Here is a 15,422-nt window from a genome sequence, read left to right as displayed (position 1 = left end):
GATGCCGCGGATCATCCATCGCCAGGAACGACATGGTCCGATGCGCGTGCCGACCCCACGCCGCCGGATCCAGCGACACCCCGTTCGCACTCGACAACCGCACACTGTCACGGAACGCCCCCACCACATCCGGATGCCGCGACAACGCCCAGAATCCCAGATCCGGGTTGTGGTACAGCGGCGCTTCTTCCCGCAACCGCCGATACACCGGATATGGATCCTCATGAAACCCGTAGTCATACGGGTCGAACACCAGCGGCCCCACCACAGCCGTCATCGCCCACACTCCGAATTCGATAACAAGTTCTCAACAAGGATCGTCCACCCAACGCTCCGTAGAGACACATAGCTGGACATGTGTCTGGACGGTACCACTGACAGTTTTTCAGGACAATCCCGAACAAGCGATCTCGCGGAAAGAAATCCGCCGTCCGATCGCCAGGCCGACACACACCACGAATCAAGAACACGTTCTTGTAGGCAGCTCGGCGATCGGACTATATTCCATACAACTGTCCAGACACGGCGGTTCGCAGCACGCGGCCACCTTCGCCGATGCCGTCACGCGGGCAGCGCACGACAGCTCGTCGAACGACCAGACAAGGATTTCCATGCGATTCGGCATCGTCCTGTTCACCAGCGACCGCGGCATCACTCCCGCCGCGGCGGCCCGAGCGGCCGAGCAGGCGGGGTTCGCCTCCTTCTACGTCCCCGAGCACACCCACATCCCGGTCGCGCGCAACGCGGCGCACCCGCAGACCGGCGACGCGTCGCTACCCGACGACCGCTACCTGCGCACGCTGGACCCGTGGGTCGCACTGTCCATGGCGGCGGCAGTCACCGAACGCATCGAGCTGGCCACCGCCGTCGCGCTCCCCGTGGAGCACGACCCGATCACCCTTGCCAAGACGATCGCCTCACTGGACCACCTCTCCGGTGGCCGGGTCGTGCTGGGGGCCGGATTCGGCTGGAACACCGACGAACTCGCCGATCACGGAGTACCCGCGAACAAGCGACGCACCGTGCTGCGCGAATACCTGGCGGCGATGCGGGCGCTGTGGAGCCGGGACGAGCCCGGTTTCGACGGCGAGTACGTGCGCTTCGGCCCGAGCTGGGCGTGGCCGAAACCGGTCCGGCGCTCGGTGCCGGTGCTGATCGGCGCGGCGGGCACCGAACGCACCTTCCGCTGGATAGCCGAGTCGGCGGACGGTTGGATCACCACCCCGGGGGAAACGGAGATCTCCGATCGTCTCGCGTTGCTGCACGAGATCTGGCAGCAGGCCGGGCGGCCCGGACGTCCGCGCGTGGTGGCCCTGGATTACAAACCCGACGCCGCACGCCTGGCCGAGTGGGACCGCGCCGGCGTCACCGACGTCGTGTACGGACTGCCGGACAAAGACGAGCCCGCGGTGTGCGCCTACCTCGAGCGGTTGTCCGGCAAACTGACCGACATCGGCCCGCCGCTCGGCGCGGCGAGCCGGCCGTAGCGAATCACGTGGCCGAACACACAACTATTTCCGCAGCAGGAAAGTTGCTCGAACGAAATAACGACACTACCATCTAGACACATGTCCGAAAGCGATTCCAGAACCGTCGAAGCCACGCGGCGGCGCTTGTCCGGAAAGCAGGCCGACACCGTCGACAAGCTCACCAGATCGGCGTTGGAAGTGCTTTCCCGGGAGGGTTTCGCCGGCATGACCATCCGGATGGTGGCCGCCAACGCCAAGGTCGGCACCGCCACCGCGTACACCTATTTCTCCTCCAAGGAGCACTTGGTCGCGGAGATCTTCTGGCGCAGGCTGCGCGCACAACCCTCCCCTGTGAGCGAGGATCCGGACGCCACCGTGCGGGTGATCGCCGAACTCCGCAGCATCGCGTTGCTGGTCGCCGACGAACCGGAATTGTCCGGCGCGGTCACCAGCGCGCTGCTCGGCCGCGATCCCGACGTCGAGCATTTGCGGTCGCGCATCGGCTTGGAAATTCGCACCCGCCTCGCGCACGCGCTGTCCGGAAATCCCGACGCGGATATTCTGAAATCGCTCGAATTGCTCTACGCGGGTGCGCTGGTCCATGCCGGGATGGGCTACGAATCGTATTCCGACATCGCGGACCGCATCGAGCGGTCCGCGATGCTCATCCTGAAGTGACGCGTCGCGTTCCGCGTCACTTCAGGCCAGGCCCAATTTCAGCGACGCGCCGCCGTCGACGAACATCTGCAAACCGGTCACGTAGCGCGACTCGTCGGAGGCCAGGAACGTGACCGCGTGCGAGATGTCCGAGGACTCGACGAAGGGAATCGGCATGGCCTGCATGAAGGGAAAGGTGACCTCGGCGTCCTCGCGCGTCGGGTTCTGTACGTCGGGACGGAAGATCTGGTACATCCCCGGGTTGTGCAGCATGTCGGTGTCGACGTTGGTCGGATGCACCGCGTTGATGCGGATCGAGCTCGGCCCCAGCGTCAACGCCAAAGTCTGCGTGTAAGAACGGATCATCTTCTTCGACAGGCCGTAGCCGTCGCCGCCGGGACCTTGCAGTGCCTGCTGGCCGTTGAATCCGGTCTGCGGCACCAGGCCCGCGACCGATCCCGTCACGATGATCGAGGCGCCCGCGCCCAGATGCGGCAGCGCGGCGTGCACGGTGTTCACCACGCCGACGAAGTTGACGTCGAAGACATCCACGAAGCCCTGCAACGGCACATGGTGGCCCAGCGGGCAGATCCCGGCGTTCGCCACGACCACGTCCAAGCGCCCGAGTTCGGCGACGCCCGCCGCGATCGCCGCTTGCAGCGCGGGGCGATCGCGCACGTCGACCTGTGCGGCCACCACCCGACGGCCGGTCTTGGCGACCAGGTCCTTGGTCTCGGCGAGATCCGCTTCGGTCGCCAGTGCGTATTCGTTGCCGGCTATGTCGGCGCAGATATCGAAGGCGATGATGTCGGCGCCTTCCTCGGCCAAGGCGACCGCGTGACTGCGGCCCTGCCCCCGTCCCGCACCGGTCACCAGGACGACTTTGCCGCTGACCCGATCCATGTTTCCTCCACCGTGCTCGTCGCCGGTTCCCGTCACCCCCCGCGACACGCGCCGCACATATATGGAATAGTAACCGGACATCTGTCTGGACGATATTACGGACAAAGGTATGGATCAATCACTCGTCACCGCACCCGATTCCGCGGCCGCATCCCGGCCCGAGCGGGGTGATCGTTGATGCCCAAGCGGCCACGCAACCTCGACTCCCCGCTGGTCACGACCGTCATCAAATACATGTCCAGAGCGCAGACCTGGGCGTACCGCCGGACCGGAGGGCGCGTCGGCGCACGATGGCGGATCGGCGCCGGCTTCCGCGAGCCGGTACCCACCTTGCTGCTCGAGCATCGGGGTCGCAGATCGGGCAAGTTGTTCACCGTCCCGCTGCTGTACCTCGTCGACGGCGCCGACCTGGTAGTGGTCGCCTCGCAAGGCGGGTTGCCGAATCACCCCCAGTGGTACTTCAATCTCCTGGCACATCCCGTGACCCGGGTACAGGTCGGGGCCGAGCACCGACGCGTCCGCGCCCGCGTGGCGAGCCGGGAGGAGAAGAATCGCTTGTGGCCCTTGCTCGTAGCCCTCTACGCGGACTTCGACACCTACCAATCCTGGACCGAGCGCGAAATCCCGGTGCTCATTCTTCAGCCGGAGGACCGGCCGCACTGACCCGGCGCGTCGAGCGAGGTCCGCGGCCACCCTCCCCCATGATGTTCAGCGTTCCCGGCGCGATGGGCGCCGCCCGCCCGCCGGAGCAGTGCGACGCAATCGATCGACTCGACCGAGGATGGGAGAGCGTGTGGCGAAGATGGGTAGGCGGAAACGGTCCAGGCTGATCACCGCCGGAATGCTGCGGGAGAAGCACCAGCAGGAAGAGCACGACGCACCGGCGCGACCGGCGCCGCTGCCCCCGGACGAGGTCGAGACGGCCATCGTGCTCGATCTCGACGGGCTCGCCACGCGCGTGCGTGCGCGGCGGCGCGAGATGAAGTGGACCCAGGCGGATGTGGCGGGCAACGGCGGCCCGCCGGCCAAGGTGATCAGCGAGATCGAGCGGTCCCGCAATCCACGGCCTGGTACCGAGGTGCTCGACCGGCTCGACGCGGGACTCGAGTGGCCGCCCGGCACCAGCGCGACGATCCTGCGCGCCGAGCGGGCAAGCGAACTGGCCACGGCGCGCTGAGCGCCGGATCCGAAACTCGGCCGGTCGGAGAATTTTTCGATATCTCCGACCGGTCGAGCCGGAACGCTCATCGGTAGCTGTGGGCGCTGCTAGGCTGCTCAGCGACCCTAGACGACTGCTCTTGCGCCGCCGGAGTGCGCGGGTCCGGCCGTGCTGGACGCAGGTGTTAACCCGATGAAGGAATGGACGTAACATGCAACTCCGCGGCATCACTGCGGCAGCGATACTCGCCATCGGCTCGCTGACCGTCGGCGCGGGCGTCGCCCACGGCGAGCCCGCTCCCGACATCACCTACTCGGCCAAGATCGTCGACCAGACGGTGGTCGCCGCGCTCCGGGGCGGAACCTTCCAGTTGTCCAAGGCACTGCGCGATCAGCCCGCGGGCGACGAGAACACGCGACTAACCGAGCGCGACGGGGTGCTCGTCGATCATGGGGGCGCCCCGGCCGACATCGCGCAAGTGATCGACGTGGTAGACATCCGGGACCGCGACGGCCACGTCGCGATGACGTTGCCGCTCGACTTCCGGATCGCGGGGACCGCCATTCCGGTGCGCCCGGAGCTGAAGAAGGACAGCACCGTGCTCGAGCTGAAGCCGTCCAGGCCGGAGGGCATCGCGATCACCGAGCCACTGGTGGCCAAGCCGGTCGCGTCCATGACCGAGAACCAGCGCGCCCGTGACGAATTCGCCAGCCAGTTCGGGCTCGCCACCGCCATAGGCGGTTTCGTCGGCACCGCGATCGGCGCCACGATCGGCTGCCTGGTCACCATCGCCGTGGGCTGCGTGGCCGGTCTGCTGACCGGCGCGAGCCTCGGCGGCATCCTCGGAACCATCGCGGCCGGCGGGCCCACGCTCGTCGTGGCGGGTGTCGACCTGCTCACCACGTTGCAGGCGGCCGACGGCACTACCCGCTTCGCCGACAAGCCCGTCCAAACCGCTCCGGCCCAAACCAAGTAGCCGTGTCCCGGCGGCGCAGCAGCGCGCCGCCGGGCGGACTTCCGATCGACCGCGTCGCTACAACGGCGCGGTCGTCGTGTTCGAGCGACCCACGCGCTCGTCGTTGATCAAGTGATAGGCGCGTCCCAGATCGTCGAGCGCACGCTCCCATCTGGTGTCCGCGTCGTGGCCACGGGGATTGCGGCTGAGCAACAGCAGGACCTCGGCCGCGTCCGCCGACCGCGCGGCGGCGTCCAGCAACACCGGCACCGGTTCCACGGTGGTGCCCGCCGCCAGCGCGCCGATACGGTCGTGCAGCCAGTGCGCGTCGAAACGCGCCTGCTCCGTGGGGTTCTCCCCGTTCACCGGCAGGGTGCTGACCGCGGCGGCCCGTGCGGCCTCCTCGTCGTCCATCGTGGTGGTGACGACGTCGCGCAGCTCGCTGCTCGCGATCCGGTGTAGCAAACCGATCAGTAGGACACGTTCGGCGTCCGGACCGTGCAGACCCGTCTCATCCGCCCGTGCGCCGACCTCGTCCGGGTCCACGCGCAAGATCGACAGAACCGCTCGCAACTGCGCAATCGTTACCACTTCGTCCGCCCCTCCTCATCGTCGCGGCCCCACCATCACACCCTCGGCGACAGCCTGCCAAATGCGAGGCGCGTTAACCGTCCGGTAGCCCTTTTGCCGATACGGCGTGTCTTCACTCTGCGTTCCAGGTCACCTCGAACCGCAGGGTAAACGAGGGTCCAACTTGGGTACTCCAGACATCATGAGAGCGATACCGGCGCGGGTCACTGGTGACACGACCACGCCCGCAGTGCGCGAATCCGAACACGGCGGTGCGATCGCGAGCATGAGATGGCGGCGGATCAGGGAGGTGATCGCCACCCGAACCGTCTCCGATGCCACGCGAGAGGTCTCCATCGAGGTGGGGAAACCGCAGATGGCACCGGGTGACACCGGTGTGGTGTGCGGTTTTCGCATCCAGGGAATCGGCGAACGATGGGCGCACGGCGTCGATTCCATCGCCGCGCTCTACCGCGCGTTCCAGGACATCGCCCAAGAGCTGCGGCAGGCCAACAGCCACGGTGCGCACTTCGCGGTGACCGAGCCGTCCGACCCCGGCTTCCCCGCCGCGCCCACCCGTCCCTCGCGTGCCGCCACGACGGTCGCCTACGAGCCGCAGGCGCTCATCGCGGCCCGCACCCTCTACGAAGCCGACAGCTCGTTGTCGATCATCATCGGCAGGCCGTATCTGGCGGCCGACCGGCGCAAGCACCTGTGCCGGTTCCATATCAGCAAGCAGGGCGCGTCGCTGGCCAGCGGCATCGATGAGATCCAGGCCCTGCACAGCGCGATCAGCATGATCAGCGAACGCCTCGCACTGCCGCAGGATTGGCCGGTCAGCCGCCTGTCCTGAGGCCCGCGCGCACAATTTCGCGACGAACCGCCCAGCCGGTACGGATTCGGCATCGAATCATCGGTTGGGGATCGTCGTTCGACCGGCGTAGATCTCCCAGCGCCATGAGCAGTCCGGCGGCCGTCCCCATGTCCGGAACCAGACCGTGGCGAGGCCGCGGCGTCGCCAGGAGGGAACTGCCCATGGAATTCATCTCGCCGGTGGACGCCCTGTTTCTCATCGCGGAATCACGCGAGCATCCGATGCACGTCGGTTCGCTGTCCATCTTCGACCCCGTGGAGGGCACCGGACCCGAATTCGCCCGGCGCGCGTACGCCACGCTGGCGGCCGACCGAAATTTCCACCCCACGTTCCGCAAGCGCCCGGCTCGCCTGTTCGGCACTCCACAGCTGGCCTGGACCGTGGACAGCGCCGTCGAGCTCGACTACCACGTCCAGCGGTGGGCACTGCCGGAAGCGGGTGGCCTGGACGCCCTGACCGAAGTAACGGCGGGATTGCACAGCACCCTGCTCGACCGTCACCGGCCGCTGTGGGAAGCGCATCTGGTCGAAGGGCTCGCCGGCGATCGGGTCGGCTTGTACGCGAAGATGCACCACGCCCTCATCGACGGCGTCGGCGCCCAGCGCCTGTTGCAGCGAACGCTCACCACCGACCCGGAATCCGGCGAAGCGCTGGTGCCCTGGCATCTCCCGCCTTCGACCGGGCACCGCCCGAATCCCCCGCAGAGGCAAACGCTCGGCACCCGGGCGCGCGCCCTGCTCGCCGCGGCGGGCTCGGCGCCTTCGGCCTTGCGCCTGGCCCGTACCGCGCTGCTCGAGCAGCAGTTGACGCTGCCCTTCGCCGCACCGCGCACCATGTTCAACGTCCCGATCGGCGGGGCCCGCCGCTGCGCCGCCCGCTCGTGGCCGCTGGACCGGATCCGCCAGGTCAAGAAGATGACCGGCACCACGCTCAACGACGTGGTGCTGGCGATGTCGGCGGGTGCGCTGCGCACCTACCTGCTCGAACACGTCGCCTTGCCGGACAAGCCGCTGATCGCCATGGTGCCGGTCTCGCTGCGTCCCGAATCCGACGACGGTGACGGCGGGGGCAACGCCGTGGCGGCGCTGCTGTGCAATCTGGCCACCGACCTGCCCGACCCGGCCGCGCGGCTGGCGGCGATCAGCTCCTCGATGCATCGCAGCAAAGAGATCTACCGCGCGCTGTCCCCCGTTCAGGCGGTCTCGCTGTCGGCGCTGACGCTCAGTCCCCTCGCCCTGTCACTGCTGCTTCCCGCCACGGTCGCGCTGACCAGCCCGCCGTTCAACATCGTCATCTCCAATATTCCGGGACCGCGTGAACCGCAGTACTGGAATGGAGCCCGCGTCGCGGCCAGCTACCCGCTGTCGATCCCGCTCGACGGGCAGGCGGTGAACATCACCCTCACCAGCAATGCCGACAGCCTGGACATCGGCATCGTCGCCTGCCGCCGCAGCGTGCCGGACGTGGCCAGGCTGCTCGATCACCTGGAATCCGCGTTGACCGACCTGGAGGACACCGTCTACTGACCGCCGGGCGCTGCCGCCGGATGTTCAGGGTGATCCCGCGGTGCCCAGACCGTTGATCGACGGCGGCAGCTCCGGTTCGGCCGCGCCGGGACCGGCCAGCAGACGCTTGAGGATCTTGCCGGTGTCGCCGCGCGGCAGCGCCGAGAGGAAGGTGACGTCGCGCGGCACCGAGAAGCGGCTCAAGCGGTTGCGGATGTAGGTGCGCACCATGTCCGAATCCAGGCCGGACCCTTCGCGTTTCACCACGAACGCCGCGAGCCGCTGGCCGAATTCGTGGTCCGGCACACCGACCACGGCGACGTCACTGACCTGCGGCAGGTGCGCGAGCGCCTCCTCGACCGGACGCGGGAAGACGTTCTCGCCACCGGAGATGATCATCTCGTCGTCTCGTCCCGCGATGAACAACCGGCCCGCGGCGTCGAGGTAGCCGAGGTCGCCGGTGTCGAGCATGCCGTGCGCCTCGTCCGGTGGCGCGGAGTTGACGTAGCCGTCGAACAGCATGTGGTTGCCGACGAAGATGTGTCCCGTGGCGCCGATCGGGAGTCTGCGGTGGTCCGGCCCGAGCACGGCCACCTTGGTGCCCAGCGGCGGGCGTCCCGCCGTGGTCGGCGAGGTGTGCAGGTCCTCGGGGGTCGCGATGGTCGCCCAGGAGACCTCGGTGGATCCGTAGACGTTGTAGAGCACGTCGCCGTAGGCCTCCATGAACCGCTCGACGGTCGCGCCTGCCAGTGGCGCACCGCAGCTGATCATGTGCCGCAGGCTGGAGGTGTCGTAGCGAGCACGCACGCGCGCGGGGAGGTCGAGGATGCGCTGCACCATGGTCGGCACGACGATCACCGTGTTGACCCGGTGCTCGGCGATGCGGCGCAGGCAGTCCTCCGCGTCGAACCGTTCGGCCAGCACCACGGTCGCGCGCAGCGCGGTGCTCAGTTGCAGGCCGGCCAACCCCCAGGTGTGGAACAGCGGCGCCGGGATCAGCATGGTCTCGTTCATCTGCATCGGGATGCGCGACAGCAATGCCGCGATGGACCCGAAGCCCTTCGGATGCGGCCTGCGCGCACCCTTGGGCGTCCCGCTGGTCCCGGAGGTGAGCACGACGAGCCGTCCCGGCTGGGCAGGGGTGCGGAAAGTCGTGTGCCCCTCCGCCACCAGTTGGTCCACGGTCGTCCGGTCGGGTACCGGCGGACGCTCGTCGGTGTTGTAGCGCGGGATGTCGGTATGCAGATAGCGCACCAACTCCTCGAGGTCACCGTCGACGAACAGCGCCGACAGGCGGTCGCGCTGGACGATCTCCTCGATGGTGCGGCCCGCCAGCCCGGCATTCAGCAGTGCCACGTCCACACCCAGTTTGCCTGCGGCGACCATGCATTCGACCATGGCCGCGTGGTTGCGCGCCAGCAGGCCGATGGCGTCGCCCGGGCCGAGGTCGTGCGCGGCCATCGCCGCGGCCAGCGCGTTGGTGCGCTCGTGCATGTCGGCGAAGGACCGGGTGCCGCGGTCGTCGATGATCGCGGTCCGCTCCGGGGCGTACGCCGCGCCCGCGGCGTATCCGCCCGCCAGGTTGAAACCCCATTTCGCCAGTGAGCGCAGCTGTTTGAGAGTCCGATCGAAACGAACCGGCAACACGACGCCGGTGGCCACCATCTGCCGCGCCACACCCGCGTTGCGCCGGATCGGCGAATCCTCGCCGTTGACGACCAAGGAGGTCCGCGCGCCCTTGGCGACGTCGGCCACCCGCTTCAGTCCGGCCTTGGTCCACTCGCCGATCGCCACATTGGACAGCTCGCTCACCCGCGGGTGCACCCGGCTCGGCGCGAAATACGTGACGGTGACCTTGGTGCGGTCCTCGTCGCCGTGCAGTCGCACCGACGCGAAGCTGCCCAGTGCGGCGTATTGCATCTCGAAGCTCTCGTACCACCGGCCCACGCTGATCCGGATCTGGTGGGTGCGTATGCCCGACCCGTAGGTACCGACGCGCATCTGCCAGACCACATTGCCGTCGGCGGACTGGATCTGCTCGCACGCGCCGATACCGGTGAACATGCGCGGATAAGTCTGCGGTTCGAGCAGCAGATCCCAGATGGTCTTGCGGGCGATCGCGAATTCGGCGACTACGTCGATGACATCGGTAACCAACTTGTGCACTTCTCGTCGGCCGGTTCGAAGAACTTCGGGTCGGCGGGTAGCTCCTTTGTAACGTCAGTCACAAGCGAGGTCAAGTAGCCAGGGCATCATCGCCACTACCAGCGACACGCAGGAAATACGCTGCGATTGCCCAGCATTCACCTGAACCTGGGAACCGGCCCAAATCACCCGCGCGACGCCTGTGAATCAGCCCAACGATCATCCGAACTCCCGCCGGCCGGCGACCTCCGACCTAACGTCACAGACGCCTGCTCGGCAGGACCGAACGCTGGCTGGAGAGGTTATGGACGACAAGCCCGCACGACGAATCGCGCACGCCCGCGCCGAGGAGATCCTCGATTTCTTCGGCAAATGCCGAGCGTGCGGATATCCCGCTTACGCGGAGAGCACCACGTTGCGCTACGACAACGGCGACTTGGAGACCAAGATCATCGCCAGCTGCGCCCTGCCCTGCGGCTGGACCGGCGAGGTCTCCGCCACACCGATGACCGGCGCGGCCGCCCGTCCACGCACGTGAGCGAACTCAGGCCGCGCTCGAAACGAGTTCTTCCGGGCCGAGCGCGCGTTCGCGCAGGTCTTTGAGAATCCTGGCGAGAATGCGCGACACCTGCATCTGGGACACACCCAGCTCTTCGGCGATCTGACTCTGGGTCCGCGACTCGTAGAAGCGCATGACCAGCACCTGCCGATCGCGCGGCGGCAACTCGGCGATGAGCGGGCGCACGGCCATCGCCTGCTCCAGCAGGTCGTAGCACGGCTCCTCGGAGCCCAGCGTGTCGGCGAGCGACTGCGGCGCACCGTCGCCCTCCTCTCGGCCTGCCGCGTCCAGCGAATTGGCCTGATAGGCGTTGCCCGCGATGAGCGCCTGCGTGACCTCACCGAGGTCGACGTCCAACTCCTCGGCGATCTCCCTGGCCGTCGGCATCCGGCCGAGGCGATGCGACAACGTCTCGGTGGCCGGGCCGACGCGCAGCTGAATCTCCTTGAGCCTGCGCGGCACTCGCAACGACCACGTGTTGTCGCGGAAATGCCTGCGCACCTCGCCCATGATGGTGGGGACCGCGAATCCGAGGAAGGAACTGCCGCGCGAGACATCGAAACGGTCCACCGCGAGCACCAGCCCGACCCGGGCGATCTGCAGCAGGTCCTCGTAGTTCTCGCCGCGGCCGGAGAACTTCCTGGCGATGTGCTCGGCGAGCGGAAGACACCGCCGGGTCACCTCCTCGCGCAGCGCCGCGCGGTGCGGATCCCCCTCGTCCATCGCGGCCATCTTCTCGAACCACGGCTCGATGTTGTCGTAGCTGTCGCCCCCGCGGGTGCGCCTCGCCGTGTCATTTCCGTCGGTCGTGAACTCACGTTTCATCAAATGGTCCTCGTTCCCAACTGAATTCGATAACGGTCGGGTACCCGCCGAGTTCGGAATCAAAAGGGTCACGGGAAATTGATAGGGAGCGGGTGAGCATGCGCACCAGTTCCCAGCTCAACGGATCGCTGCGGAGCTCGCCGCCGACCACGGCGACGGCGTCGACACGCACGCTCATCCGGCCGAGGCCGTAGGTGAACGCGCAGCCGAGCATCGAGCCCGGCATGGCGTCCGCCAGCAGCATCGTGACCGCCTCGTTGATCGCCAAGCGGATGTCCGAGGCGGCGTCGAGCGGAACCTCGGCGACCAGGCACACGGTGTCGGTCATCGCGCGGATCAAGGCGAGGTGTCGCGCGTCGGCGGGGATCCGCACCGTGACCGTGGCGGTCTCCGTGGCGGGCGCGCCGAACGCGCACGTGATCACCCGCATCACACCGTGGCGAGCTGCGCTTGCCACATCCAGTGCAACTGCTCCAGCCGCGCCGCGATCGCCAGGAACAGATCCTGGGTCACCGGATCGGCCTTCTCGGTCGCCGCGATGCGTTCACGCAGCCGCTTGATCACGGCGGCGAGGTTGCCGACGATCGTGTCGATGACGTCGGTGTCCTGTTGCCAGCCCTCGCCGATGCCGATCGCGCCGGAATCCTTGGCCACGCTCGCGGCGCGCCCGTCCGGGCTGACTCCCACGGCGGTGGCGCGTTCCGCGGCCGAGTCCGTGAACTCCCGTGCCACGATCACCAATTCATCCAGCGCCAGGTGCACCGACCGGAAGTTGGTGCCGATCACGTTCCAGTGCGCCTGCTTCGCGATCAGCGACAGGTCGATCAGGTCGACCACCGTCGCCTGGAGAGTTTCGCCCGCGACACGCTGCTGCTCCGGGTCCAAAGTACTGGTGATGGGTTGCGACATGCGCTGAACCTTTCTGCCATCGATCGGGACACCGACGGTCTACCCAGCTCTGCGGCGATAAACCCCCCGGTAGCTTCCGCGGCCGGACGAAACGGGGTGTGCGCCCCGGCCCCTCGTCGGCCACGCGGCGGACAGAAAGAGCACGAGAACGGCGGTGACCGCCAGCTCGGCGGGCGTACCGTCATCCGCCCCGGAATGAGCGAGCACCCACAGATTTTTGCCATATCGGCAACTATTGTTGCTGGACTGACCAGTTTCCGGGCACCGTGAGGTATGACCGAGAAAGAGCACATGGACGTGGCGGCCGGTCCATCGGCGACGCCGACTCCGGCACGGGCGCGCCGGGATACCGAGCAGTTCTCCGCCGACGTCGAGCGAGCGAACTGCGAACGAGTACTCGGCGCTCGACGGCACGGCATGGATTCGCTGCTGCCGCCTCCGCAGGGCTGACCGGTTCCGGACTCCTGCTGCACTATGGTGTGATCCACACAACACGGGGAGGCGCGGTATGCCGGAACGGACAGCCACGCCCTTACGGGCGGCCACGATGCCCGACTTCGCCGATCGGATCTCGACACCGAGCTACGACCGATCCCGGATCACCACCGGCATAGTGCATTTCGGCGTCGGCGGCTTCCATCGAGCGCACCAGGCGATGTACGTCGACCGATTGCTCGAACGCGGCCTCGGGGACGAGTGGGGTATCTGCGGAGTCGGCGTGCTGCCCGGCGATCGGCGCATGCGCGACGTGCTGCGGGCGCAGGACGGCTTGTACACGCTGTCGACGGTCGCGCCGGACGGCACGTGGACCACGCGCGCGATCGGCTCGCTGGTCGACTACCGGTACGCACCGGACGATCCAGGGACCGTCGTGGCGAAGCTCGCCGATGCGTCGACCCGGATCGTCTCACTCACCATCACCGAGGGTGGCTACCACATCGCCGCCGCTACCGGGGAATTCGACCCGGAAGACCCCGGAATCCGCGCCGATCTGGCCGGGAACGCGCCGCCCGGTACCGTTTTCGGGCTCGTCACCGAGGCGCTGGCCCGCCGCCGATCCCGCGATATCGCGCCGTTCACCGTGCTGTCCTGCGACAACATCGAGGGCAACGGGAACGTCGCGCGCCGGATGTTCGGCGCGTTCGCCGCGCTGCGCGATCCGGGGCTCGGAGCCTGGGTGACGGAGCAGGTGCGCTTCCCGAATTCCATGGTGGACCGGATCACCCCGGTGACCCCGCCCGGAGCGACCGGCGAGATCGCGCGGCGCTACGGGCTCACCGACCGCTGGCCGGTGGTCGCCGAGCCGTTCGCGCAGTGGGTGCTGGAGGATTCGTTCGGACTCGGCCGTCCGGCCTTCGAAGAGGTGGGCGTGCAGGTCGTCGCCGACGTCACTCCCTACGAACTGATGAAGCTTCGGTTGCTGAACGCGAGCCACCAGGCGCTGTGCTATTTCGCGTACCTGAGCGGCTATCGGCTGGTGCACGAAGCGGCACAGGATCCGGTCTTCCGGCGGTTCCTGATCCGCTACATGGACGCCGAGGCGACGCCGACGCTGCGCGCGGTCCCCGGGGTCGACCTGGGCGACTACAAGCGGACGCTGCTCGACCGGTTCGCCAATCCCGCGATCGGCGACACCATCGCCCGGCTGTGCGCGGAATCCTCCGACCGGATCCCGAAGTGGCTGCTTCCGGTTGTCCGGGCGCAGCTCGGCAGCGGCGGCCCGATCGACTGCGCGGCGGCGGTCGTCGCCAGCTGGGCACGCTATGCCGAGGGCGTGGACGAGCACGGGCACCCGATCGAGATCGTTGACCGGCTCCGCGACCGGCTGGTCCCCCTCGCGCGGCGGCAGCGCGAGCAGCCCACCGCTTTCCTCGGCGAGCGATCCTTGTTCGGTGACCTGATCGACCACCCCCGGTTCGTGACCGCGTATCTGGCGGCTCTGGACAGCCTGCGCACCAGGGGCGCGCACGCGACCGTCGAACAGTTGGCCGGTTAGCGCGGGGTGACGCGGGCGACCGCCCGGCAGTCCGCGCCGACAGCGAACCACACGTCCAGGCTCGAGTCGGTCCGTCGGGCGACGAGCTCGACGTCCTCGCCGCATCGCACCGGTTTCCCGTACTCGACCACCACACGATGCGGACCCGATTTCAGTTCGGCGTAATCGGCCAGGACTTCTTCGAGCGCGGTGAGGTAGACCGCGTTGTTCATATGGTCGAGCAGGTCTATGTCGGTGGCCCGTAGCGGGAAGGGCCGGATCTGCACCCCGGGCTCGCCCGCCGCGGGCATGGGATCGGTGAGCTCGGCTTTCCAGCGGAGCCGGTGCTCGGTCGTACAGGCCAGCATGGGGGCGAGGAATCGGTCGCTCATCCGCGCGGGTACGCCCGATTCGGTGCCGAAATGGATCAGGAAGCTCTCGGTCTCCACCAGCCCACCAGCGCTGCCGCCGATCTGGACCCGCATCGTGCACCACCGGGTCGACGTCGCCGAAGGCCATCGCCGCAACGTCGCCGACTCACCGAATCCGAGCGGTTTGAGCGCGTCGATCACCGTCCTGCGGATCACCCACAGGCGATGGATATCGCCGTCCTCGAGGACCTCGAGATGGTCGTAGCCGACGTCCTGCAGATAACGCGCGACACCGTCGAGTCGCAGGCGCTGGTCACGATCGGTGTCGGCGAGGCGCACGGGCCATCCCGTCTCGAACGGAGTCAGGACGGCCGGCGGTTCCGGCAGCACGCTGGGAATGCCCATGCCCGGATGATGCCAGCTATTTGCCACAGTTGTGGGCAGCACTGCCCATATCGTCATCTACACGAGAAGATGTCGCGTTTTATCAGGCATTTTGACCGGATTATCGACCATATACGTTCGTCCGCTAACAATTAGCTTTCA

The 15,422-nt window shown here is 67.6% G+C and carries 17 protein-coding genes and 1 pseudogene; 10 read left to right on the top strand and 8 right to left on the bottom strand.

Features of this window, described 5'->3' with window-relative positions:
* Window positions 1-277, bottom strand: a pseudogene (locus tag ACL03I_RS37180) (cytochrome P450); the annotation flags it as partial.
* Window positions 278-611: 334 nt separating this feature from the next.
* On the opposite strand from ACL03I_RS37180, the gene ACL03I_RS37175 reads away from it, so the two are divergent.
* Together ACL03I_RS37175 and ACL03I_RS37170 are read left to right on the top strand one after the other, a co-directional pair.
* Window positions 612-1,487: an LLM class F420-dependent oxidoreductase gene (locus ACL03I_RS37175; protein WP_412808357.1), complete on the top strand. Its 876-nt coding sequence runs from the start codon at window positions 612-614 to the stop codon at window positions 1,485-1,487.
* A gap of 81 nt (window positions 1,488-1,568) precedes the next feature.
* A complete protein-coding gene (locus tag ACL03I_RS37170) occupies window positions 1,569-2,147 on the top strand; it encodes a TetR/AcrR family transcriptional regulator (protein WP_355080773.1) in 579 nt (192 codons plus the stop codon).
* A 21-nt stretch (window positions 2,148-2,168) separates the two neighbouring features.
* Here ACL03I_RS37170 and ACL03I_RS37165 read toward each other — a convergent pair whose 3' ends face one another.
* Window positions 2,169-3,029: a mycofactocin-coupled SDR family oxidoreductase gene (locus ACL03I_RS37165; protein WP_412808356.1), complete on the bottom strand. Its 861-nt coding sequence runs from the start codon at window positions 3,027-3,029 to the stop codon at window positions 2,169-2,171.
* A 177-nt stretch (window positions 3,030-3,206) separates the two neighbouring features.
* Here ACL03I_RS37165 and ACL03I_RS37160 point away from each other — a divergent pair, with 177 nt between their 5' ends.
* From ACL03I_RS37160 to ACL03I_RS37150, 3 genes are all read left to right on the top strand, one after another.
* Window positions 3,207-3,692: a nitroreductase family deazaflavin-dependent oxidoreductase gene (locus ACL03I_RS37160; RefSeq protein WP_397281700.1), complete on the top strand. Its 486-nt coding sequence runs from the start codon at window positions 3,207-3,209 to the stop codon at window positions 3,690-3,692.
* A 130-nt stretch (window positions 3,693-3,822) separates the two neighbouring features.
* A complete protein-coding gene (locus ACL03I_RS37155) occupies window positions 3,823-4,206 on the top strand; it encodes a helix-turn-helix transcriptional regulator (RefSeq protein WP_355080767.1) in 384 nt (127 codons plus the stop codon).
* 193 nt (window positions 4,207-4,399) lie between these two features.
* Window positions 4,400-5,164, top strand: coding sequence for a hypothetical protein (locus ACL03I_RS37150; protein WP_412808355.1), 765 nt, complete (start codon window positions 4,400-4,402; stop codon window positions 5,162-5,164).
* A gap of 57 nt (window positions 5,165-5,221) precedes the next feature.
* Here ACL03I_RS37150 and ACL03I_RS37145 read toward each other — a convergent pair whose 3' ends face one another.
* On the bottom strand, window positions 5,222-5,716 hold the full coding sequence (locus ACL03I_RS37145; RefSeq protein ID WP_355080763.1) for a hypothetical protein: 495 nt from the start codon (window positions 5,714-5,716) through the stop codon (window positions 5,222-5,224).
* 199 nt (window positions 5,717-5,915) lie between these two features.
* Between ACL03I_RS37145 and ACL03I_RS37140 the strand changes: the two genes are divergently transcribed.
* Both ACL03I_RS37140 and ACL03I_RS37135 read left to right on the top strand, forming a co-directional pair.
* Entirely contained in the window at window positions 5,916-6,566 is a 651-nt protein-coding gene (locus ACL03I_RS37140) for a DUF6968 family protein (protein WP_355080761.1), read from the top strand.
* Window positions 6,567-6,748: 182 nt separating this feature from the next.
* A complete protein-coding gene (locus ACL03I_RS37135; protein ID WP_355080759.1) occupies window positions 6,749-8,113 on the top strand; it encodes a WS/DGAT/MGAT family O-acyltransferase in 1,365 nt (454 codons plus the stop codon).
* A gap of 24 nt (window positions 8,114-8,137) precedes the next feature.
* Here the strand turns inward: ACL03I_RS37135 and ACL03I_RS37130 are convergent, their stop codons facing one another.
* Window positions 8,138-10,249, bottom strand: coding sequence for an AMP-binding protein (locus tag ACL03I_RS37130; protein WP_412808354.1), 2,112 nt, complete (start codon window positions 10,247-10,249; stop codon window positions 8,138-8,140).
* Window positions 10,250-10,541: 292 nt separating this feature from the next.
* Here ACL03I_RS37130 and ACL03I_RS37125 point away from each other — a divergent pair, with 292 nt between their 5' ends.
* Window positions 10,542-10,775, top strand: coding sequence for a hypothetical protein (locus ACL03I_RS37125; protein ID WP_355080757.1), 234 nt, complete (start codon window positions 10,542-10,544; stop codon window positions 10,773-10,775).
* A gap of 6 nt (window positions 10,776-10,781) precedes the next feature.
* On the opposite strand, the gene ACL03I_RS37120 is transcribed toward ACL03I_RS37125, so the two are convergent.
* From ACL03I_RS37120 to ACL03I_RS37110, 3 genes are read right to left on the bottom strand one after another with little or no spacing between them, the layout of a single operon-like run.
* The gene (locus ACL03I_RS37120; RefSeq protein ID WP_355080756.1) at window positions 10,782-11,621 is read right to left on the bottom strand and encodes an RNA polymerase sigma factor SigF; all 840 of its coding nucleotides are present in this window, start codon (window positions 11,619-11,621) and stop codon (window positions 10,782-10,784) included.
* Complete coding sequence (locus ACL03I_RS37115) at window positions 11,611-12,051, bottom strand: anti-sigma factor (RefSeq protein WP_412808353.1); 441 nt, start codon at window positions 12,049-12,051, stop codon at window positions 11,611-11,613. Before ACL03I_RS37115 ends, ACL03I_RS37120 begins: the two co-directional genes overlap by 11 nt.
* Window positions 12,051-12,530: a Dps family protein gene (locus tag ACL03I_RS37110; protein ID WP_355080750.1), complete on the bottom strand. Its 480-nt coding sequence runs from the start codon at window positions 12,528-12,530 to the stop codon at window positions 12,051-12,053. Before ACL03I_RS37110 ends, ACL03I_RS37115 begins: the two co-directional genes overlap by 1 nt.
* 273 nt (window positions 12,531-12,803) lie before the next feature.
* Between ACL03I_RS37110 and ACL03I_RS37105 the strand changes: the two genes are divergently transcribed.
* Together ACL03I_RS37105 and ACL03I_RS37100 are read left to right on the top strand one after the other, a co-directional pair.
* The gene (locus tag ACL03I_RS37105; RefSeq protein WP_379256284.1) at window positions 12,804-12,980 is read left to right on the top strand and encodes a hypothetical protein; all 177 of its coding nucleotides are present in this window, start codon (window positions 12,804-12,806) and stop codon (window positions 12,978-12,980) included.
* Between the two features lie 97 nt (window positions 12,981-13,077).
* Complete coding sequence (locus ACL03I_RS37100) at window positions 13,078-14,526, top strand: mannitol dehydrogenase family protein (protein WP_412808358.1); 1,449 nt, start codon at window positions 13,078-13,080, stop codon at window positions 14,524-14,526.
* Here the strand turns inward: ACL03I_RS37100 and ACL03I_RS37095 are convergent.
* Window positions 14,523-15,338, bottom strand: a complete 816-nt coding sequence (locus tag ACL03I_RS37095; protein ID WP_356969778.1) for an acyl-[acyl-carrier-protein] thioesterase — start codon at window positions 15,336-15,338, stop codon at window positions 14,523-14,525. The genes ACL03I_RS37100 and ACL03I_RS37095 overlap by 4 nt on opposite strands.
* Between the last annotated feature and the right edge of the window lie 84 nt (window positions 15,339-15,422).

The sequence above is a fragment of the Nocardia sichangensis genome, from assembly GCF_047200615.1.
Lineage (GTDB): Bacteria > Actinomycetota > Actinomycetes > Mycobacteriales > Mycobacteriaceae > Nocardia > Nocardia sichangensis.
The sequence above is the reverse complement of the archived record's forward strand: the minus strand, read 5'-3'. Positions and strand labels throughout refer to the sequence as shown.